The following is a 21925-nucleotide window of genomic DNA, read 5'->3' as shown; positions in this document are numbered from 1 at the left end:
GGGTCAGTGTTTAGATAAATAGTATGTAAATATTATAGAAAATAAATAAGTTATATTTTCATATCGTTAAAGAATAAGTTCTTCAGGTAAAGGTGACACGGAAACAATGAATGATTTGAAAGAAGCTCTGGCCAGGCACCAACTTTGGATTTCGCTAGGTTGGAATGATGTCCTGGGACGATACCGGCGATCGGTGTTAGGGCCTTTTTGGATAACGATTTCGATGGGGGTCACCATATCAGCAATGGGACCTCTTTACGGTTCGCTGTTCAGTTCTGGTTCCGAAAATTTTATCATGCATCTTACTTTAGGTATGATCTTTTGGGCCTTTCTATCAGCAACTATTAATGAGTCATGCGGAATATTTAATGAGTCCGCATCAATTATTAAACAATCTGACCTTCCGCTATATTTATATATATTACGTGTTTTCTATCGGCAGTTTATGATTATGTTGCATAATTTTATCATTATACCTTTCGTGATTTTTTTTACCAATACATCGGTAAATCTTGATATTCTCCTTTTTATACCTGCAATTATAATAACATCCATCTCATTAATTTCTACAGGTATGATTCTCGCCATTTTTTGCACAAGATATCGTGATATGGGACCGGTTGTTCAAAGTGTAGTAACGTTGTGTTTTTTTATAACTCCTATCATCTGGACATCGGAACAATTACCAAAGGGAAGAAAGGAATTTGTTGATTATAATATTTTTTATTACTTTATGGAGATGCTCAGGAAACCACTAATGGGAACTGTACCAGATGTAACTATATGGTTTTACACAATAATAACCTCTATTATTATGTTGATGGTCTCAACCTTAGTGTTGACTAAATATCGCTCAAGAATCGTATACTGGTTATAATTAATGAAAATCTCTTGCAAAAACGTTGGCGTAATACTCCCTATATTTAACTCCAGCCACCGTTCATTTAAAAAAACTTTTTTACAGGCTGCTTCAGGTGGACGAATTGGCTCATCGAATACCGGGGTTATTGAAGTAGAGGCATTAAAAAAAATTGATTTTACGCTTACTGAAGGTAACCGTCTTGCGCTTATTGGACACAATGGTTCGGGCAAAACCACTCTTCTGAGAGTACTTGCAGGGGCCTATAAACCAACTTCAGGGAAGTATGAATGTATCGGTCGAGTCACCAGCCTCATTGATCCCATGATGGGAATGGATGGTGAGCTTACCGGCCTGGAAAATATAAAACTGAGGGGACTATTTCTCGGTCTGTCAAAAAATGAAATAAAAAATATTACAGAAGATGTCATCGAGTTCAGCGAGTTAGGTGATTTTATTAAAATCCCCGTTAGAACGTATTCTAGTGGTATGGTTCTGAGGCTTGGTTTTTCTATTTCTACTGCAATTAATCCTGAAATTTTACTGATGGATGAATGGATGAGCGTGGGTGATAGTGATTTTAAAAGAAAAGCAGAGATGAGATTAAATAGCTTTATCTCTAAAGCGGGCATTATGGTAATGGCCACTCACGATGATGAACTGGCTAAATCTGTATGTAATAAGTTCATCAGGCTTGAGCACGGTGAGATAGTTAGCAAAGGTGGATTTTAATATTCTTATTGCAGTATTTATATCACTACGCGGTGAGTAATTTACTATTTTATAATAGCGTTACCCCAGATAATATAAATTTATAGGTTCGTTATGTATTTTTTACTTCAAAAAGTAATTTTACCAAACATTGATCTATGCACGGAAGAGCAGCTTTATTTCAGAACTCAGGGCGGGAAGTATAACTATACCTCACGTAACTTACTTGTTCCGCGTCATAAGGTTGCATATTTTGATACTTTTTTTAATGCATTCTCAATTAAGAAATGGAAAAAATATACAACCTTAACATCACTTTTTTTGCGGGTTAATATAATTGGTCGCGGAACTATAACTGTAAGGCATAAAGAGAATGGTGTCATTAGAGTATTAAAGCAAATTGATTTTAAATCGTCATGTAATATTAGTGATGAGATTGAAATTGATATATCAAAAATAAATTTTGGATATATCTATGTGGAGTGGCAATCAGACGAAGACTCTGTTTTAAATGGATTTGAATTTCTGACTAAAGATCATGTTAGTAAATCATCTATGGCTTTAGTTATAACAACTTATAATAGAAAAGAAGCTGTTACTAAAACAATCAATAGAATTAATAAAACACTCTTAACCCAGAGCGAATTTAAAGATCGTTTTAAATTGATTGTCGTTAATAATGGTGAGGCGATTAATCACCCGTCAGGAAACGGCGTTATGGTTATCAATAATGAAAACCTCGGTGGGTCAGGCGGGTTTATGAGAGGTTTGATAGAGGCAGGGAAAATCAACGATGTCAAACATGTCATATTTATGGATGACGACGGCTCATGTGAAATTGAATCGATTTGTCGAACTCATGCTTTTTTACTGATGGCTAAAGACAAAAATACAGTTGTTACTGGCTGTATGCTTTTTGAGGATAACCCGGCAATCATACATGAATCTGGTGCCATATGGCATAGAGATTTTTTACATTACCCGGATAAACATTATCTGGATGCTCGGGAAATAGATTCTTTAGATACTTTTGATAATGAAAGAAAAATAGGCTACGGTGGATGGTGGTTTTTTGCCTTTAATATTAACGCTATTGAATATTACTCATTTCCTTTCTTTGTTCGTGGTGATGACCTGCTATTTGGATATATGCATAAAAAACATAATATTGTCACACTTAATGGTGTGGCTTCGTGGCAAATGGATTTTGAAAGAAAAATATCGGTTCTAAATAGCTATTTGAACTTCAGGACTGTTGCTGTACCTGCATTAATTAGTAAAAGAAAGTTTGCTGCACTACTGTTAAGTGTTTTCTTTGTGCGGGAAGTCTTTCTTGCGAGTTTTTCATGCCGCTATGAACTTGCCAGAGCAATGATTATGTCATATAACGATTGTCTTTCTGGGCGGGAGTTTTGGGAAGATAATGTAGATCTTCTGGAGATAAGAAAAAGAATTAATGCAATAACTCATAATGAAAAATTCAATGTAGAAGGTATTGATATTGTTAATGGTTGTGTTGATTACCCATGTTCTGGTAAAGAAAAAGCCATCTACAAATTTTTTAGATGCATAACCCTTAATGGACACTTAATTCCAGCTTTCTTTTTAATTAAAAAACCAATCGTGGTTGATTATCGTCATTATCACCCTACTAAGTTTTCATTCCGGAGAATTACTATCTATCATTTAAATATAGAAAATGGCAAATTATTAAAACTTACCCACTCAAAAATGGAGTTTTTTAAAGTTATTATTAATGGTTTGTTTACGGCAGTCAAAAATTTTTATCGGTTTAAATCTGCAAAAAAAGAGATGAAAAATAGTTTGCCCTATCTTACCTCAAAGCTCTTTTGGTATAAAAAATTCAATAAAAAATCTGAAGATAAATATTAAACATGATGTAAGTGGTGTTGATGAGAATTATACCGATTTTTTAATTATATGACTATGATAATCTTAGGTATGGTTCTGTTGCTACACCTTATCTGGTGTCAGTCTAATAAAATATTATAATCCTTACCCAATGTCAGCATTCATTCATAGGGTGTTAATTTTTATATATACCGTAAAACGCGAAATCAGAATATGGAAAAGAGTCTTTTAGTTATTGTCCGACATAAACCTGGGCGTACTCGTCTATTAATGCGGGCCCTGCAATCCATTAATGACCAGACGTTCAAAAAAATAAATATCATCATTTTCTGCATGGAGGAAGAATTGAAATGTCACAATGTGGATGATTTTTATCTGAAAGAACTGTCAAATATATATAGTGTTATCTACGACGAAAACTGTATCTTTAATGCTATTAAGATGTCTGAATCTAATTATTTATGCTTTATGGATGATGACGATTCCTGGGCCCCTGAATATGTGTCAAGGCTACTCAGTGTTTTGGCGAATATACAGTCAATGTATTCATCTGTAAATGCAATAGCATGCCATACAAATAAAGTTGCTGAGATTGCGGAAAATAATAGAATAATTATAAATTCAACGCAACCATGGAACCACTATTTAAATGCTGGCCCTGTTAGTTTTGATGTTATTTATTACAGGAATTCTATTCCACTTTCCTCGTGTTTATTCGATAAAAATTCTGTTATCGATGTGATTGAAAGTCATAAATTATCCTCTCCTGCATTTTTCTGGCCTTTTTTTATTCATTACCTGGCAGAAAATGATGTTTGGATCTTACCTGAAGCACTGGCATTTTATCATTTCAGAGAAAATGATGACTTTGAATTTGGCAATTATACCGTAATTAACAATGAGTTATTTGATATAGAATGCAAAATTGCAGAAAATAAAATGATGAGAAGTATTGATGACTCATCATTGCTCAATGTGTTACTTTCAAATATTGCTAACAATAGTCTTTTTCATAAAATTTCTTATATTGAAAATAAGATTAAATAAAATATGGATATGAACTTTAAAAAATACAAGACCGTAAGCTTTGATATCTTTGATACATTGGTTAGCCGGAGGATTTACCGTCCCAGAGATTTGTTTTCATTAATGCAATCAACTTTAGCCACTGAGAAATTTTTTATATCAGCGTACGAGATTGGTATTATTGATAATTTCCCAGAGATAAGAGTTGAGGCGGAAGTAAGTGCCAGAGAGAATAGGGTCAGGCGTTTTGGCGGCGAGCCGGAAATACTTATATCTGAAATATACGATGAAATTTTAAAAAAGCATCCGCAGCTTTCACCAGCGACAGTAAAAAAGATAATCGATCTGGAAATACAAATGGAGAAGATTGTTTTATATAAAAATGCGCGTGGAAGCTGTTTGTTTGAAAAGGCTATTAGTGATGGTTGTAAAGTCATTTTAATTAGTGATATGTACCTTCCATCAGCAATATTAAAGGAGTTGTTAACATCATGTGGCTATGATATCAGTAACATTCCAGTTTATTCATCTGGCGAAGAGCGGTACTCTAAAAATAGTGGTAAATTATTTTCAATAGTCAAGAAAAATGAAAATGTAGATATTGCATCATGGATGCATGTTGGCGACAATGTTCATGCTGATATTCTGAATGCTAAAAAACTCGGCATAAATACTCTCCATGCTGATTGGTCAGAGTATAATCATGGGGTATCTAATCATTGGAAAACTAAAGATATTATTGGTGAATCTATTTGTAAGACTTTATTACTTAAACAAGTTTCTGCTTTCCATCAAAATGATCCTTTAAATGAGATAGGATTTAAAGTATTTGGTCCGTTATTATTAGGTTATGTATCCTGGTTAGCGAATCAGTTAAAGATTCATAAAATTGATAAAGCGCTTTTTTTAGCACGCGATGCTCACTTAATCTATAAAATTTATAATGAATATTTTTCAGAAGAACATGTAAAATGTGAATATTTATATATATCCCGCGCATCAGCTTATATGGTGGGGATGACTGATTGGCCGATGCACAGGATTTGGCATCTTTTTGGTGGTAAGAATAAGAAAAGTATTAAAAAGATACTTGCTATCGCGGGGTTAGATGCGAGTGAGCATATTTCAGATATACATCATGTTGGCTTTCCTGACGAGGAATATATTCCTGTTTCAGGAGAGGAACATAAGGTTCACTGGCTTATAAATAAATTATTTCCATATATTTTATTAAAAAATACTCAGCACAGGGAGGTTTACGCTGATTACTTTAAGACGGCCTGTGAAGGTTATAAAAATATAGCACTTATCGATGTAGGATGGATGGGTAATATTCAATCAGTATTTGCTCGTTCTTTAGGTGCGCAATGGGCAGAAAAACAAATACATGGGTTTTATTTGGCAACTTTTGCTGGCGCCAATGATAACCGATCTATTTATAATAAGATGTTTGGTTGGCTAACCAACTATGGCCATCCCCACGACAAATGTGATCTTTTCTTATCAGGAGGGGTGGAAATAATGGAGTTCGCTATGGCTGACAATACCGGGTCAACAATTGGTTATAAAAAAACGGATAATGGAATAATTCCTGTACGTGAAGATAGCAGTGGTTCTGAAATTGAGTATTTAAAAAAAGCGGCAAGATTGCAATCAGGGATTATTTCTTTTTTTGAGTACGTCAAACCGCTCATACAAAAAGGAAATTATGCAGCACTTAGTAGTGTTGTATTGTCAGAACCTTTTTTTGAATTGATAGCCAGACCCTCAAGCGCTCAACTGGACGCCTTATCTTCCCTCACACATTCAGAGTCCGCGGGATCTAACGCAGAAAGAATCGTGCTAGCCAAGAAACTGCCTTTAAAGGATAAACTTTTTCCCGGAGAAAATTATATCAAAGAGTTGAATGCCAGTTATTGGAAAGAAGGCTTTAAAAGGATCAACAGAAAAAAATTTTGGGCAAAATATAACTAAGCGTCATTTAATTCCGGTAGGCAGACAATCATTATTGGGCGCTCGCCCGACAAGGGCTGAGTCGATTATGCCCTGGCGCGATCATGTTAACCCTGACGGGGAAGTGGTCTCGTGCTGCGATAATGTTATTATCACTGGATACCACCGCCTGTTTGTCCATCCGCTGTGGATGTTCATTATGGTGTTCGATGTGCATTCCCGATAGTCAGAGGCGGTGTAGTCCATTAATCAACTGTTAACAAAGGATATTATCATGCCTGAAGGCCCGGAAATTCGTCGTGCGGCGGATAATCTGGAGGCGGCAATCAAAGGCAAACCCTTAACCGATGTCTGGTTTGCCTTTGCACAGTTAAAACCGTATGAATCGCAGCTTACCGGTCAAATTGTTACCCGGATAGAGACGCGGGGAAAAGCGTTATTGACCCACTTTTCAAATGGCCTGACGCTCTACAGCCACAATCAACTCTATGGCGTATGGCGGGTGATCGATACTGGTGAAATACCGCAGACCACGCGTATATTGCGCGTCAGGCTACAAACGGCGGATAAAACTATTCTGCTTTATAGCGCGTCTGATATCGAAATGCTGACAGCAGACCAGCTCACGACGCACCCTTTTTTACAGCGAGTCGGCCCGGATGTGCTGGACGCGCGTCTCACTCCGGAAGAGGTTAAAGCTCGATTGCTGTCGCCGCGTTTTCGCAACCGACAATTTTCCGGGCTGTTGCTGGATCAGGCCTTTCTGGCGGGATTGGGGAATTATCTTCGCGTTGAAATCCTCTGGCAGGTAGGGTTAACCGGACAGCATAAAGCGAAAGATCTCAACGAGGCGCAACTGAATGCGCTTTCTCACGCGCTGTTGGATATTCCGCGCCTGTCCTACACGACTCGCGGTCAGGCGGATGAAAACAAGCATCATGGCGCACTGTTTCGCTTTAAGGTTTTCCACCGTGACGGCGAAGCGTGCGAGCGGTGCGGCGGCATTATTGAAAAAACAACACTTTCCTCACGACCGTTTTACTGGTGCCCGCATTGCCAGAAATAGCCGGAACCGCCATCGGCGAGCGGCTATTGTCTGATGGCGCGACGCTTATCAGTCCTACAAAGGTTGTCTGGGCGCATAGGTTGATATAAAACGGGCCACTGCTGGCCCAGTTAACAGAATGCTGAACAGTCGTAGGGTTTGCATTGCCATGATGAGCGCCATATCGGCACTGCTTCCTGCCGCGATCGCGGCAACCGTATCCAGACCACCGGGACTGGTGGCGAGATAAGCCGTCATAAAATCAATCTGCATGTAGTAAGCCATTCCCCACGCCATCGCGGCGCAAATCGCCATCAGCGCGAAAATTGACAATAAGATTTGCGGCAATGGCCGCAGCGCCATAAAAAACACCTGTCTGTCAAAACCCAGCCCAATACGCCAGCCTATCGCCATATACGCCACGGCCAGCAGCCATTCGGGTAATTCAATCTCAATGATGCCTTGCGAATGGAGAAGCGCGCCTGCCAACATGGGGAGCAGCATCGTGCCGGAAGGGATACGCATCAGGCGACCGGCAATGCCCGCCACGATCGCTAATAGCAGCGTCGTCAATAAATTACCGCTAAGCGGCGGAAACCAGATCACCTGTTGGCTGACCGCTGCCGCGCTGTCGCCGAGTATCAGGCGTGTCACCAGCACCGCCGCGCCAGCCACAAACAGTACCCGTAGATACTGCATAAACGCCACCAGGCGGATATCCGCCCCGTAATCTTGCGCCATCGCTACCATTGCCGCTGCGCCGCCCGGCGATGACCCCCATGCGCCGGTGTTGCCGGGCAGCGAGCTGTAGCGTACCAGCAGCCAGCCGACTATCGCGCTGGAAAGCAGCGTCACCAGCAACACTAAAAGCACGACCGGCCAGTAGAGGGCGAGGGTGGTCAATATCGAACCGGTTAGATTTTGGGCGATCATACAGCCGAGAATCGCCTGTGCGGCGAGAAAAATACCGCGCGGAAGTTGTAGCGTACTACCTCGCAAACTCAACACGATACCCGCAATCATTGGACCGAGCAGCATCGCCGCCGGAAGGTGCAGATAGAGAAAAATAAGGGAAATGAGCAGCGATAACAGGAACAACAAAAACCACTGCAGAATCGGCATTCCATGCTCCCTGAATGATATTTAGCGAAACCTTAATTAATCATAGAGAGTAACGGGGTAAGAATAAAATAATGAGGATAAGAAAAAAGGGAAAATGTAACGGATGGCGAGGGTTGCGTCGCCATCCGGTTGTCAATTAACGCTTCAGCGCCGATTTAAAGTCGCGTTTATCGTAGCCGGTATACAGCTGACGAGGACGGGCGATTTTCATGCCGTCAGTGTGCATTTCATTCCAGTGTGCAATCCAGCCAACGGTACGCGCCATGGCGAAGATCACGGTGAACATGGAGGACGGAATGCCCATCGCTTTCAGAATGATGCCGGAGTAGAAGTCTACGTTCGGGTACAGTTTCTTCTCGATGAAGTACGGGTCGTTGAGCGCAATGTGCTCAAGCTCCATCGCCACTTCCAGCAGATCGTCTTTGGTGCCCAGCTCTTTCAGCACTTCATGGCAGGTTTCACGCATCACGGTGGCGCGCGGATCGTAGTTTTTGTAAACACGGTGACCGAAGCCCATCAGGCGGAAAGAATCATTCTTGTCTTTCGCACGGCGAACAAATTCCGGAATGTGTTTAACAGAGCTGATTTCTTCCAGCATTTTCAGCGCGGCTTCGTTGGCGCCGCCGTGCGCGGGTCCCCACAGGGAGGCGATCCCGGCGGCAATGCAGGCGAACGGGTTGGCGCCGCTTGAACCTGCGGTACGTACCGTTGACGTAGAGGCGTTCTGCTCATGGTCAGCGTGCAGGATCAGAATACGGTCCATCGCGCGCTCCAGTACCGGATTCACTTCATAGGTTTCACACGGCGTGGAGAACATCATGTTCAGGAAGTTACCGGCGTAGGAAAGGTCGTTGCGCGGATAAACAAACGGCTGACCGATGGAATATTTGTAACACATCGCCGCCATGGTCGGCATTTTGGACAGCAGGCGGAACGCCGCGATTTCACGGTGGCGCGGATTGTTCACATCCAGCGAGTCGTGGTAGAACGCCGCCAGCGCGCCAGTGATCCCGCACATTACCGCCATCGGATGTGAGTCGCGACGGAAAGCATGGAACAGGCGAGTGATTTGCTCATGGATCATCGTATGGCGGGTGACTGTCGTTCTGAACTCGTCATACTCTTCCTGCGTCGGTTTTTCGCCGTACAGCAGGATGTAACAGACTTCCAGATAGTTGGAATCGGTAGCAAGCTGGTCAATCGGGAAACCGCGATGCAACAAAATGCCTTCGTCGCCGTCGATGAAGGTGATTTTAGATTCGCAGGATGCGGTAGAGGTGAAACCAGGGTCAAAAGTAAAAACTCCTTTTGAACCGAGACTACGAATATCAATAACATCTTGACCGAGTGTACCTTTTAGCACATCCAGTTCAATAGCAGTGTCACCAGTAAGGGTGATTTTTGCCTTTGTATCAGCCATTTACGGTCTCCTTAGCGCCTTATTGCTTAAGACTGCCGGAACTCAGACTTGCCTTCTCCACGTCATCTTCCTTGTCGTTAGTGCAGGGAAGATTCTGTGTATGCATCAATCAACCGTTACCAGTTTGTTATTTGGCTCGCCGCTCTGTGAAAGAGGGGATGACCTGGGTACAGAGCAATGGGCGCTTGCAGGTAACGGCTTGATTAATTTCGAATTAGCAGCAAATCAGGAACGTAGCAATCCGAGTAATGTAACCTGTCTATCACTAATAACTGTCCTGAAAGAATGGGTCAATATCATTGTACTGTTGCATAACTTATTAACAGGTGAAAGAGTGACCCCATAACTTTTACGCATTATATGCTTTTTCTGGTGTCGTTTGTAACAATTTTGTTTAATGTTTGTCAAATCAGATGATTGAAAATTAAAAAAATGTTGTTATCGTGACCTGTGTCACTGTTCAGGATAAAACCTGACAAACTATATGTAGGTTAATTGTAATGATTTTGTGAACGTCCTATACTGCCGCCAGGTCTCCGGAATACCCTGCAATCCCGAGCCACCCAGCGTTGTAACGTGTCGTTTTAGCTACTGGAAGCAGTGTTTTACATGACGCGCAGTTATAGAAAGGACGCTGTCTGACCCGCACGCAGACCGGAGGAAGGAAATCCCGTCGTCTTTCTGGCTACAGGTAGATTCACCTCTGTAACCGAAGTCTTAAGGGAATAATAAGAACAGCATGTGGGCGTTATTCATGATAAGAAATGTGAAAAAACAAAGACCTGTCAATCTGGATCTACAAACGATTCGGTTCCCCATCACAGCGATAGCGTCCATTCTCCATCGCGTATCCGGTGTGATTACTTTCATCGCAGTCGGCATACTACTGTGGCTACTGGGCACCAGCCTCTCTTCTCCGGAAGGATTCCAGCAGGCCGCCGACATTATGGACGGCTTCATCGTTAAATTTATCATGTGGGGCATCCTTACCGCGCTGGCGTATCACGTCATCGTGGGAATTCGTCACATGTTAATGGATTTTGGCTATCTGGAAGAAACATTCGAAGCGGGTCAACGCTCTGCCAAAATCTCTTTTGTTATCACTGTCGTGCTTTCACTTCTCGCAGGAGTCCTCGTATGGTAAGCAACGCCTCCGCATTAGGACGCAATGGCGTACATGACTTCATCCTGGTCCGTGCTACCGCTATCGTTCTGACGTTATACATCATCTACATGGTGGGTTTTTTCGCCACGAGCGGCGAACTGACCTTTGAAGCCTGGACCGGTTTCTTCTCATCGGCCTTCACCAAAGTCTTCACCCTGCTGGCGCTTTTTTCCATCTTGATTCATGCCTGGATCGGCATGTGGCAGGTGTTAACCGACTACGTTAAACCACTAGCAGTGCGTCTGATACTGCAACTCGTTATTGTTGTTGCGCTGGTGGTTTACGTCATCTATGGATTTGTTGTGGTGTGGGGTGTGTAATGAAACTGCCAGTCAGAGAATTTGATGCTGTTGTGATTGGTGCCGGTGGCGCAGGTATGCGCGCGGCGCTGCAAATTTCCCAAAGCGGCCAAACCTGTGCGCTGCTCTCGAAAGTCTTCCCGACCCGTTCCCATACCGTTTCCGCGCAGGGCGGTATCACCGTGGCGCTCGGCAATACCCATGAAGATAACTGGGAATGGCACATGTACGACACCGTAAAAGGGTCGGACTACATTGGTGACCAGGATGCCATCGAATATATGTGTAAGACCGGACCGGAAGCGATTCTGGAACTGGAGCACATGGGGCTACCGTTCTCCCGTCTTGATGATGGACGTATCTATCAGCGCCCGTTCGGCGGCCAGTCGAAAAACTTTGGCGGCGAGCAGGCGGCACGTACCGCGGCAGCGGCTGACCGTACCGGTCACGCCTTGCTGCACACGCTGTATCAACAGAATTTGAAAAACCACACCACGATTTTCTCCGAATGGTATGCGCTGGATCTGGTGAAAAACCAGGATGGCGCGGTGGTGGGGTGTACCGCACTGTGCATCGAAACCGGTGAAGTGGTGTACTTCAAAGCCCGCGCGACGGTGCTGGCGACCGGCGGCGCAGGCCGTATCTACCAGTCCACCACCAACGCTCATATCAATACTGGTGATGGTGTCGGTATGGCGCTGCGTGCCGGTGTCCCGGTGCAGGACATGGAAATGTGGCAGTTCCACCCGACCGGTATCGCCGGGGCGGGCGTGCTGGTGACAGAAGGCTGCCGCGGCGAAGGCGGTTACCTGCTGAACAAACACGGCGAGCGCTTTATGGAGCGTTATGCGCCGAACGCCAAAGACCTGGCGGGTCGTGACGTGGTGGCGCGTTCCATCATGATCGAAATCCGTGAAGGCCGCGGCTGTGATGGTCCGTGGGGGCCGCACGCTAAACTGAAACTGGATCATCTGGGTAAAGAGGTGCTGGAATCTCGCCTGCCGGGTATCCTGGAGCTGTCCCGCACTTTCGCTCACGTCGATCCGGTGAAAGAGCCGATTCCGGTTATCCCGACCTGCCACTACATGATGGGCGGTATTCCGACTAAAGTGACCGGTCAGGCGCTGACCGTGAACGAGCAGGGCGAAGATGTGGTGATTCCGGGGCTGTTTGCGGTAGGCGAAATCGCCTGTGTATCGGTTCACGGCGCCAACCGTCTGGGCGGTAACTCACTGCTGGATCTGGTGGTCTTTGGCCGTGCGGCGGGGCTGCATTTACAGGAATCCATCGCCGAGCAGGGCGTGCTGCGCGACGCCAGCGAGTCTGACGTTGAAGGTTCTCTGGAGCGCCTGAATCGCTGGAACAATAACCGCAATGGCGAAGATCCGGTGGCTATCCGCAAAGCGTTGCAGGAGTGTATGCAGCATAACTTCTCCGTATTCCGTGAAGGCGACGCGATGGCGAAAGGGCTTGAGCAGTTGAAAGTGATCCGCGAGCGTCTGAAAAACGCCCGTCTGGATGACACGTCCAGCGAGTTTAATACCCAGCGTGTTGAGTGTCTGGAGCTGGATAACCTGATGGAAACTGCCTACGCCACTGCCGTATCAGCCAACTTCCGGACGGAAAGCCGCGGTGCGCATAGCCGCTTCGATTTCCCGGAGCGTGATGATGCCAACTGGTTGTGTCATACCCTGTATCAGCCGCAAACGGAATCCATGACGCGCCGAAGCGTCAATATGGAACCGAAACTGCGTCCGGCGTTCCCGCCGAAGATTCGTACTTATTAATTGCGGAGACAGGATGATGAAACTCGAATTTTCGATTTATCGTTATAACCCGGATGTCGATAACGCTCCGCGTATGCAGGACTACACCCTGGAAGGCGAAGAAGGGCGTGACATGATGCTGCTGGATGCGTTAATCCAGCTTAAAGAAAAAGATCCAAGCCTTTCTTTCCGCCGTTCCTGCCGCGAAGGTGTGTGTGGTTCTGATGGTTTGAATATGAACGGTAAGAATGGTCTGGCCTGTATTACCCCTATTTCGGCGCTGACTCAGCCGGGTAAGAAGATTGTGATTCGCCCGCTGCCCGGTTTGCCGGTGATCCGCGATTTGGTGGTAGACATGGGGCAATTCTACGCACAATATGAGAAGATTAAGCCTTACTTATTGAATAATGGGCAAAATCCACCGGCTCGTGAGCATCTGCAGATGCCGGAGCAGCGTGAAAAACTCGATGGGCTGTATGAATGTATTCTTTGCGCCTGTTGCTCAACATCCTGCCCGTCATTCTGGTGGAACCCGGATAAGTTTATCGGTCCGGCGGGTCTGCTCGCGGCGTATCGCTTCCTGATCGATAGCCGTGATACCGAGACCGATAGTCGTCTGGAAGGGATGAGCGATGCATTCAGCGTATTCCGCTGTCACAGCATTATGAACTGCGTCAGTGTATGTCCTAAGGGACTGAACCCGACGCGCGCTATCGGCCATATTAAGTCGATGCTGTTGCAGCGTAGTGCGTAAGTAGTTGTAGTGGTTGCCGGATGGCGACGTACCGTCTTATCCGGCCTACAGGCGCAATCCCGTAGGCCTGATAAGCGCAGCGCCATCAGGCAATAGAAGTGCAGGAAACCTCTAAAAACTGCCATATGATTAGTAATAATCGAGATGTTCAGAGCGAGACAAGGCGCGGTCTGAACGAATCTTCGGGAGCATAGTTAACTATGTGACCGGAGTGAGCGAAGGCCGCAACGCAGTCGTAGCCTGAACAGCGAAGATTATTAGACAGTTTTTAAAGGTTCCTTAGCGGACGCAGATGACACGACAGTCCGCAACAAGTGAACCCCGGCACGCATACAGCGTATGCGTGGTTAGTATCCACGGCGAAATACTCGTCATAGATCACGTTGCATGTGCGTTGGCTGCACTTGCTCACCCCGGTCACTTACTGGATGTAAGCTCCCAGGGATTCGCAAGCTTGCCGCCTTCCTGAAACGTGACCTATTTAGAGTATTAAATAAGCAGAAAAGATGCTTAAGGGATCACGATGCAGAACAGCGCTTTGAAAGCCTGGTTGGACTCTTCTTACCTCTCTGGTTCGAATCAGAGCTGGATAGAACAGCTCTATGAAGACTTCTTAACCGATCCTGACTCGGTAGACGCTAACTGGCGTTTGACGTTCCAGCAGTTACCTGGTACCGGAGTCAAACCGGATCAACTCCATTCAAAAACACGTGAATATTTCCGGCGGCAGGCGTTGGCTGGCTCACGTCACTCTTCTACGATTTCCGACCCTGACACCAATGTGAAGCAGGTTAAAGTCCTGCAGCTTATCAACGCTTATCGTTTCCGTGGCCATCAGCATGCAAACCTCGATCCGCTGGGACTGTGGAAGCAAGAACGCGTGGCGGATCTGGATCCTTCTTTCCATGATTTGACCGAGGCCGATTTCCAGGAAACCTTCAATGTCGGCTCCTTTGCCAGCGGCAAAGAGACGATGAAGCTGGGCGAGCTGCTCGACGCGCTCAAACAGACCTACTGCGGCCCGATTGGCGCTGAGTATATGCACATCACCAGCACCGAAGAGAAACGCTGGATCCAACAGCGCATCGAATCCGGTCGTGCGGCCTTTAGCGCTGACGAGAAAAAACGCTTCCTGAACGAACTGACCGCCGCTGAAGGGTTGGAACGTTATCTGGGTGCCAAATTCCCCGGTGCGAAACGTTTCTCGCTCGAGGGGGGAGATGCGCTGATACCCATGCTGAAAGAGATGGTTCGCCATGCGGGTAACAGTGGCACTCGCGAAGTGGTGCTGGGGATGGCGCACCGCGGTCGCCTGAACGTGCTGATCAACGTACTGGGTAAAAAACCGCAGGATCTGTTCGACGAATTTGCCGGTAAGCATAAAGAACATCTGGGTACTGGCGACGTGAAGTATCACATGGGCTTCTCGTCAGATATCGAAACCGAAGGCGGTCTGGTTCACCTGGCGCTGGCGTTTAACCCATCGCATCTGGAAATTGTGAGCCCGGTGGTGATGGGTTCCGTGCGCGCCCGTCTGGACAGACTGGACGAACCGAGCAGCAACAAAGTGTTGCCGATCACTATTCACGGCGACGCCGCGGTGACCGGCCAGGGCGTGGTTCAGGAAACCCTGAACATGTCGAAAGCGCGCGGTTACGAAGTGGGCGGTACGGTACGTATCGTTATCAACAACCAGGTGGGTTTCACCACCTCTAACCCACTGGATGCGCGTTCAACGCCTTACTGCACCGATATCGGTAAAATGGTCCAGGCGCCGATTTTCCACGTCAATGCGGACGATCCGGAAGCCGTCGCTTTTGTGACCCGTCTGGCGCTGGACTTCCGTAATACCTTTAAACGCGATGTGTTCATCGATCTGGTGTGCTACCGCCGTCACGGCCACAACGAAGCCGACGAGCCAAGCGCAACCCAGCCGCTGATGTACCAGAAAATCAAAAAGCATCCGACGCCGCGTAAAATCTACGCCGACAAACTGGAAGCTGATAAGGTCGCAACGCTGGAAGATGCCACCGAAATGGTCAACCTCTATCGCGATGCGCTGGATGCAGGCGAATGCGTGGTGAAAGAGTGGCGTCCGATGAATATGCACTCGTTCACCTGGTCGCCGTATCTAAACCACGAATGGGATGAAGCATACCCGAACAAGGTAGAAATGAAGCGTCTGCAGGAGCTGGCAAAACGTATCAGCACCGTGCCGGAAGCCATTGAAATGCAGTCTCGCGTGGCGAAAATTTATGGCGACCGTCAGGCAATGGCGGCAGGCGAGAAATTGTTTGACTGGGGCGGCGCGGAAAATCTGGCTTACGCCACGCTGGTCGATGAAGGCATTCCGGTGCGCCTGTCCGGGGAAGACTCCGGTCGCGGCACCTTCTTCCATCGTCATGCGGTGATCCACAACCAGACGAACGGCTCAACGTATACGCCGTTGCAGCATATTCACAGCGGTCAGGGACAGTTTAAAGTCTGGGACTCCGTGCTGTCTGAAGAAGCGGTGCTGGCTTTTGAATACGGTTATGCCACGGCGGAACCACGTACCCTGACTATCTGGGAAGCGCAGTTTGGCGATTTTGCCAACGGCGCGCAGGTGGTGATTGACCAGTTCATCTCCTCCGGAGAGCAGAAATGGGGCCGGATGTGCGGTCTGGTGATGCTGTTGCCGCACGGCTATGAAGGGCAGGGCCCGGAGCACTCCTCCGCGCGTCTGGAACGTTATCTGCAACTTTGCGCCGAGCAGAATATGCAGGTTTGCGTGCCGTCCACCCCGGCGCAGGTCTACCATATGCTGCGCCGTCAGGCGCTGCGCGGGATGCGTCGTCCGCTGGTGGTGATGTCGCCGAAATCGCTGCTGCGTCACCCGCTGGCGGTTTCCACGCTTGATGAACTGGCGAACGGTTCCTTCCAGCCGGCCATTGGCGAAATTGACGAGCTGGACCCTAAAGCCGTAAAACGCGTGGTAATGTGTTCTGGTAAGGTTTATTACGACCTGCTGGAACAACGTCGCAAAAACGACCAGAAAGATGTCGCTATCGTGCGCATCGAACAGCTCTATCCGTTCCCGCATAAAGCGGTGCAGGAAGCGCTGCAACCATACGCTCACGTCCATGATTTTGTCTGGTGCCAGGAAGAGCCGCTCAACCAGGGCGCATGGTACTGCAGTCAGCATCATTTCCGTGAAGTGATTCCGTTTGGGGCCGCTCTGCGTTATGCAGGTCGCCCGGCCTCCGCCTCTCCGGCGGTAGGGTATATGTCCGTTCACCAGAAACAGCAACAAGATCTGGTTAATGACGCGCTGAACGTCGATTAAATAAAGGATAAATAATGAGTAGCGTAGATATTCTTGTTCCCGACCTGCCTGAGTCCGTAGCGGACGCGACCGTCGCCACCTGGCATAAAAAACCGGGTGATGCGGTTGTTCGTGACGAAGTGCTGGTAGAAATCGAAACTGACAAAGTGGTACTGGAAGTACCGGCATCAGCGGACGGCATTCTGGATGCGGTTCTGGAAGAGGAGGGGACCACTGTCACCTCTCGCCAGATCCTGGGTCGCCTGCGTGAAGGCAACAGCGCGGGTAAAGAGACCAGCGCGAAATCTGAAGAGAAAGCGTCTACGCCGGCACAGCGCCAGCAGGCGTCGCTGGAAGAACAAAACAACGATGCGCTCAGCCCGGCGATCCGTCGCCTGCTGGCTGAACACAATCTGGAAGCCAGCGCCATTAAAGGCACTGGTGTGGGTGGGCGTCTGACCCGTGAAGATGTGGAAAAACATCTGGCGAAAGGCGAGTCTAAAGCACCCGCTGTTGAACCTGCAGCACAACCCGCTCTGGGCGCGCGCGGCGAAAAACGCGTGCCAATGACCCGCCTGCGTAAGCGCGTGGCCGAGCGTCTGCTGGAAGCGAAAAATTCCACCGCCATGCTGACGACCTTCAATGAAGTCAACATGAAGCCGATTATGGATTTGCGTAAGCAGTATGGCGAAGTGTTTGAAAAACGTCATGGTATCCGCCTGGGCTTTATGTCCTTCTACGTGAAAGCGGTAGTGGAAGCGCTGAAGCGTTATCCGGAAGTGAACGCCTCTATCGACGGCGATGACGTGGTGTATCACAACTACTTTGATGTGAGCATGGCGGTGTCTACGCCGCGCGGCCTGGTCACGCCGGTCCTGCGTGACGTGGATACGCTGGGCATGGCTGACATTGAGAAAAAAATTAAAGAACTGGCTGTCAAAGGCCGCGACGGCAAGCTGACCGTAGAAGACCTGACCGGCGGTAACTTTACCATTACCAACGGCGGCGTATTCGGTTCGCTGATGTCTACCCCGATCATCAACCCGCCGCAGAGCGCGATTCTGGGAATGCATGCTATTAAAGACAGGCCGATGGCGGTGGATGGCAAGGTAGAAATCCTGCCGATGATGTACCTGGCGCTCTCTTACGATCATCGCCTGATCGATGGTCGCGAATCCGTGGGCTTCCTGGTCACCATCAAAGAGTTGCTGGAAGATCCGACCCGTCTGCTGTTGGACGTGTAGTCAGCAAGAGCATCACCTGCTACCTGTAGGCCGGACAAGGCGTTCACGCCGCCATCCGGCGATGGTGTAATGCCTGATGGCGCGCAGCTTTCAGGCCTACAGGTCTAAAGATAACGATTACCTGAAGGATGGACAGAACACATGAACTTACATGAATATCAGGCAAAACAACTTTTTGCCCGCTATGGCTTACCGGCGCCGGTGGGTTATGCCTGTACTACTCCGCGTGAAGCCGAAGAAGCCGCGTCTAAAATCGGTGCCGGCCCGTGGGTAGTGAAATGTCAGGTTCACGCTGGCGGCCGCGGCAAAGCGGGCGGTGTGAAGGTAGTAAAAAGCAAAGAAGAGATTCGCGCCTTTGCGGAAAACTGGCTGGGCAAACGTCTGGTGACCTACCAAACAGACGCTAATGGCCAACCGGTAAACCAGATTCTGGTTGAAGCGGCGACCGACATCGGCAAAGAACTGTACCTCGGCGCGGTGGTTGACCGTAGTTCTCGTCGCGTGGTCTTTATGGCGTCTACCGAAGGTGGCGTAGAGATCGAAAAAGTTGCGGAGGAAACCCCGCATCTGATCCATAAAGTCGCGCTCGATCCGCTGACCGGCCCGATGCCGTATCAGGGACGGGAACTGGCGTTCAAACTGGGTCTGGAAGGTAAACTGGTGCAGCAGTTCACCAAAATCTTTATGGGCCTGGCAACCATTTTCCTTGAGCGCGACCTGGCGCTAATCGAAATTAATCCGCTGGTGATCACTAAGCAGGGCGATCTGATTTGCCTCGACGGCAAGCTGGGCGCTGACGGCAACGCGCTGTTCCGCCAGCCGGATCTGCGTGAAATGCGTGACCAGTCTCAGGAAGATCCGCGTGAAGCGCAGGCGGCGCAGTGGGAACTGAACTACGTCGCGCTGGACGGCAACATCGGTTGCATGGTGAACGGCGCGGGCCTGGCGATGGGCACCATGGACATCGTTAAGCTGCATGGCGGCGAACCGGCTAACTTCCTTGACGTGGGCGGCGGCGCAACCAAAGAGCGCGTCACCGAAGCGTTTAAAATCATCCTCTCGGATGACAACGTGAAAGCGGTTCTGGTTAACATCTTCGGCGGTATCGTCCGTTGTGACCTGATTGCCGACGGTATCATCGGCGCGGTGGAAGAAGTGGGCGTTAACGTTCCGGTGGTGGTGCGTCTGGAAGGCAACAACGCTGAACTCGGCGCGAAGAAACTGGCTGACAGTGGCCTGAATATTATTGCAGCGAAAAGTCTGACGGATGCAGCTCAGCAGGTTGTTGCCGCAGTGGAGGGGAAATAATGTCCGTTTTAATTAATAAAGATACCAAGGTTATCTGCCAGGGCTTCACCGGTAGCCAGGGGACTTTCCACTCCGAACAGGCGATTGCTTACGGTACGCAGATGGTCGGCGGCGTAACGCCGGGCAAAGGCGGCACCACGCATCTGGGTCTGCCGGTGTTCAACACCGTGCGCGAAGCGGTAGAAGCTACCGGTGCGACCGCATCCGTTATCTACGTGCCGGCGCCGTTCTGCAAAGACTCCATTCTGGAAGCGATCGACGCAGGCATCAAACTGATTATCACCATCACCGAAGGTATTCCGACGCTGGATATGCTGACCGTGAAAGTGAAGCTGGACGAAGCGGGCGTACGCATGATCGGCCCGAACTGCCCAGGTGTGATCACCCCGGGCGAATGCAAAATCGGCATCATGCCGGGTCACATTCATAAGCCGGGTAAAGTGGGTATCGTTTCCCGTTCCGGCACGCTGACCTATGAAGCGGTTAAGCAGACCACCGACTACGGTTTCGGCCAGTCCACCTGTGTGGGTATCGGCGGCGACCCGATTCCGGGCTCTAACTTCATCGATATCCTGAAGCTGTTCCAGGAAGATCCGCAGACTGAAGCGATCGTGATGATCGGCGAGATCGGCGGCAGCGCGGAAGAAGAAGCGGCGGCTTATATTAAAGACCACGTGACCAAGCCGGTTGTTGGCTATATCGCGGGCGTTACCGCGCCGAAAGGCAAACGTATGGGCCACGCTGGCGCCATCATTGCCGGTGGTAAAGGTACCGCTGATGAGAAATTCGCTGCTCTGGAAGCGGCTGGCGTGAAGACGGTTCGCAGCCTGGCCGATATCGGCGAAGCGCTGAAAGCAATTATAAAATAAAAACTCGCTGTTCCTGCGGGAACAGATAAATGTCCGTTTTCGACATGGTTGGCCACCTTTACGGTGGCCTTTTTTATGGCTTTATTGTTTGTGGCAGAGTACGGGTGAAGCATCCGGGATATAAAATTATTGGCTTTGTAAATATTGAGCTATAGGAAAATGATGCCTCAGTAAAAAAACATGGTGGAGTCTAAAAATAATTGATAATAACCGTCTGGCAGCGGCAGTAAATTTACTCAGTTTGCCGGTTAACTCTTTTTCAGCAAATACAGATGCTGTCTTAGTGAAAGACCTGCCGACCTCACTGGAGACGGATTATGCGCTTTTCTCCATGAAAAAAACGCATTGCAGCATTACACTATGTTGACGCTAACCTCTATAGTAAATTGACGCTTGACTCTGTGGCCGCGCATGTTTGCCTGAGTGCGAACTACATGCCTCCTCAGATGTATCGCGCTTACACAGGCTGCTTGTTTAATGGCAGAATAAAACAGCTATTTTAATCATAAGAGTACCGGCATTATTTCCCTGAAGTATTAAAGATATCGTTTAATAAATTATATGAACTTTTGCTGGTTAAAAGAGGTTAACTTCAAAAATTATTAAGAACTTATTGACACTATTCGTTCGTGATTAATCATGTTTAAAGGGTATTTATGGCTGCGAATAAACAGAATTATCACTATGAGTGACGTAGAAATTGAGGGTGAATCTGTGAAGGTGATAACAGAATCTTCGCTATAATAATTATAGAGAGGTAAATACGGTGTTATTGAAATAAAAAAATTAGCGAATAAAATGTTTGTTTCTGGCTATCTGGAAAGCTTATTAGCGATAATTAAGGCGATAACCTGGCAAGATGATCCTGGCCGTTAGTCGTCGGGAAAGGGAAGTTGGGGCAGGGTAATCCCGGTGGGATGATGGCGCGTGTGCAATGAGATAGTTTCTTTGCGGTGTTAATTATAAGTAAAATAAAAATAGATTAAATGTATAAAATAATAAGTGTTGATAACCTACAGAAAAAATCTGTGAGCTATTTAGCAATAATTGAACATCAATGTGCAATGTTTTTTACGGGATGCGGGGCAGTAAAAAACGCACAAAATGTTTAGCCTTACCGAATAAGCCTCTTTTTACAGGGAGTTTGAAATTACTCTTTGCAAAAACAAAAAGTTAACAAAAAATTCACCATGCATTCAATGAATAAA

General features: G+C 47.4%; 18 protein-coding genes. 16 read left to right on the top strand and 2 right to left on the bottom strand.

Going from position 1 to position 21925, the window contains the following annotated elements; translation table 11 throughout:
* The first annotated feature begins 106 nt into the window (after nt 1-106).
* The 7 genes from LDB27_RS15305 to nei all read left to right on the top strand — a co-directional run bounded on the left by LDB27_RS15305 (nt 107) and on the right by nei (nt 7487).
* Entirely contained in the window at nt 107-877 is a 771-nt protein-coding gene (locus LDB27_RS15305; protein WP_000998822.1) for an ABC transporter permease, read from the top strand.
* A gap of 3 nt (nt 878-880) precedes the next feature.
* The gene (locus tag LDB27_RS15300) at nt 881-1591 is read left to right on the top strand and encodes an ABC transporter ATP-binding protein (RefSeq protein ID WP_000702852.1); all 711 of its coding nucleotides are present in this window, start codon (nt 881-883) and stop codon (nt 1589-1591) included.
* A gap of 93 nt (nt 1592-1684) precedes the next feature.
* Nucleotides 1685-3463 carry a glycosyltransferase gene (locus LDB27_RS15295; RefSeq protein ID WP_000273738.1) on the top strand — a complete coding sequence of 593 codons (1779 nt, stop codon included), beginning with the start codon at nt 1685-1687 and terminating at the stop codon, nt 3461-3463.
* A gap of 192 nt (nt 3464-3655) precedes the next feature.
* The gene (locus LDB27_RS15290; protein WP_023207388.1) at nt 3656-4489 is read left to right on the top strand and encodes a glycosyltransferase family A protein; all 834 of its coding nucleotides are present in this window, start codon (nt 3656-3658) and stop codon (nt 4487-4489) included.
* A 57-nt stretch (nt 4490-4546) separates the two neighbouring features.
* Nucleotides 4547-6442 (top strand): HAD family hydrolase, encoded by a 1896-nt coding sequence (locus tag LDB27_RS15285; RefSeq protein WP_077906419.1) that lies wholly within the window; start codon nt 4547-4549, stop codon nt 6440-6442.
* A gap of 67 nt (nt 6443-6509) precedes the next feature.
* Nucleotides 6510-6647, top strand: a complete 138-nt coding sequence (locus tag LDB27_RS15280) for a hypothetical protein (protein ID WP_001519950.1) — start codon at nt 6510-6512, stop codon at nt 6645-6647.
* Nucleotides 6648-6695: 48 nt separating this feature from the next.
* A complete protein-coding gene (nei, locus tag LDB27_RS15275; protein ID WP_001113961.1) occupies nt 6696-7487 on the top strand; it encodes an endonuclease VIII in 792 nt (263 codons plus the stop codon).
* A 54-nt stretch (nt 7488-7541) separates the two neighbouring features.
* On the opposite strand, the gene LDB27_RS15270 is transcribed toward nei, so the two are convergent.
* Together LDB27_RS15270 and LDB27_RS15265 are read right to left on the bottom strand one after the other, a co-directional pair.
* Nucleotides 7542-8588, bottom strand: a complete 1047-nt coding sequence (locus LDB27_RS15270) for an AbrB family transcriptional regulator (protein WP_001122054.1) — start codon at nt 8586-8588, stop codon at nt 7542-7544.
* 136 nt (nt 8589-8724) lie between these two features.
* The gene (locus LDB27_RS15265) at nt 8725-10008 is read right to left on the bottom strand and encodes a citrate synthase (RefSeq protein ID WP_000785811.1); all 1284 of its coding nucleotides are present in this window, start codon (nt 10006-10008) and stop codon (nt 8725-8727) included.
* A gap of 100 nt (nt 10009-10108) precedes the next feature.
* On the opposite strand from LDB27_RS15265, the gene LDB27_RS15260 reads away from it, so the two are divergent.
* From LDB27_RS15260 to sucD, 9 genes are all read left to right on the top strand, one after another.
* Nucleotides 10109-10354, top strand: coding sequence for a hypothetical protein (locus LDB27_RS15260; protein ID WP_001539488.1), 246 nt, complete (start codon nt 10109-10111; stop codon nt 10352-10354).
* A 393-nt stretch (nt 10355-10747) separates the two neighbouring features.
* Entirely contained in the window at nt 10748-11152 is a 405-nt protein-coding gene (gene sdhC, locus LDB27_RS15255) for a succinate dehydrogenase cytochrome b556 subunit (protein ID WP_000263340.1), read from the top strand.
* Nucleotides 11146-11493, top strand: coding sequence for a succinate dehydrogenase membrane anchor subunit (gene sdhD, locus LDB27_RS15250; protein WP_000254356.1), 348 nt, complete (start codon nt 11146-11148; stop codon nt 11491-11493). The genes sdhC and sdhD overlap by 7 nt, the downstream gene beginning before the upstream one ends.
* Nucleotides 11493-13259: a succinate dehydrogenase flavoprotein subunit gene (sdhA, locus tag LDB27_RS15245; RefSeq protein ID WP_000775561.1), complete on the top strand. Its 1767-nt coding sequence runs from the start codon at nt 11493-11495 to the stop codon at nt 13257-13259. The genes sdhD and sdhA overlap by 1 nt, the downstream gene beginning before the upstream one ends.
* Nucleotides 13260-13275: 16 nt before the next feature.
* Entirely contained in the window at nt 13276-13992 is a 717-nt protein-coding gene (gene sdhB, locus LDB27_RS15240) for a succinate dehydrogenase iron-sulfur subunit SdhB (RefSeq protein WP_001537859.1), read from the top strand.
* 523 nt (nt 13993-14515) lie between these two features.
* The gene (sucA, locus tag LDB27_RS15235) at nt 14516-17317 is read left to right on the top strand and encodes a 2-oxoglutarate dehydrogenase E1 component (RefSeq protein ID WP_001181500.1); all 2802 of its coding nucleotides are present in this window, start codon (nt 14516-14518) and stop codon (nt 17315-17317) included.
* Between the two features lie 14 nt (nt 17318-17331).
* Complete coding sequence (odhB, locus tag LDB27_RS15230) at nt 17332-18540, top strand: 2-oxoglutarate dehydrogenase complex dihydrolipoyllysine-residue succinyltransferase (RefSeq protein ID WP_000099858.1); 1209 nt, start codon at nt 17332-17334, stop codon at nt 18538-18540.
* A gap of 141 nt (nt 18541-18681) precedes the next feature.
* Nucleotides 18682-19848 (top strand): ADP-forming succinate--CoA ligase subunit beta, encoded by a 1167-nt coding sequence (sucC, locus tag LDB27_RS15225; protein WP_001048590.1) that lies wholly within the window; start codon nt 18682-18684, stop codon nt 19846-19848.
* Nucleotides 19848-20717, top strand: a complete 870-nt coding sequence (gene sucD, locus LDB27_RS15220) for a succinate--CoA ligase subunit alpha (RefSeq protein ID WP_000114631.1) — start codon at nt 19848-19850, stop codon at nt 20715-20717. The genes sucC and sucD overlap by 1 nt, the downstream gene beginning before the upstream one ends.
* The last annotated feature ends 1208 nt before the right edge of the window (nt 20718-21925 follow it).

This window comes from Salmonella sp. JXY0409-18, assembly GCF_020268625.1.
Classification (GTDB): Bacteria; Pseudomonadota; Gammaproteobacteria; order Enterobacterales; family Enterobacteriaceae; genus Salmonella; species Salmonella enterica.
Note: the sequence above shows the minus strand (reverse complement) of the source record. Positions and strands in the feature narration are given on the sequence as shown.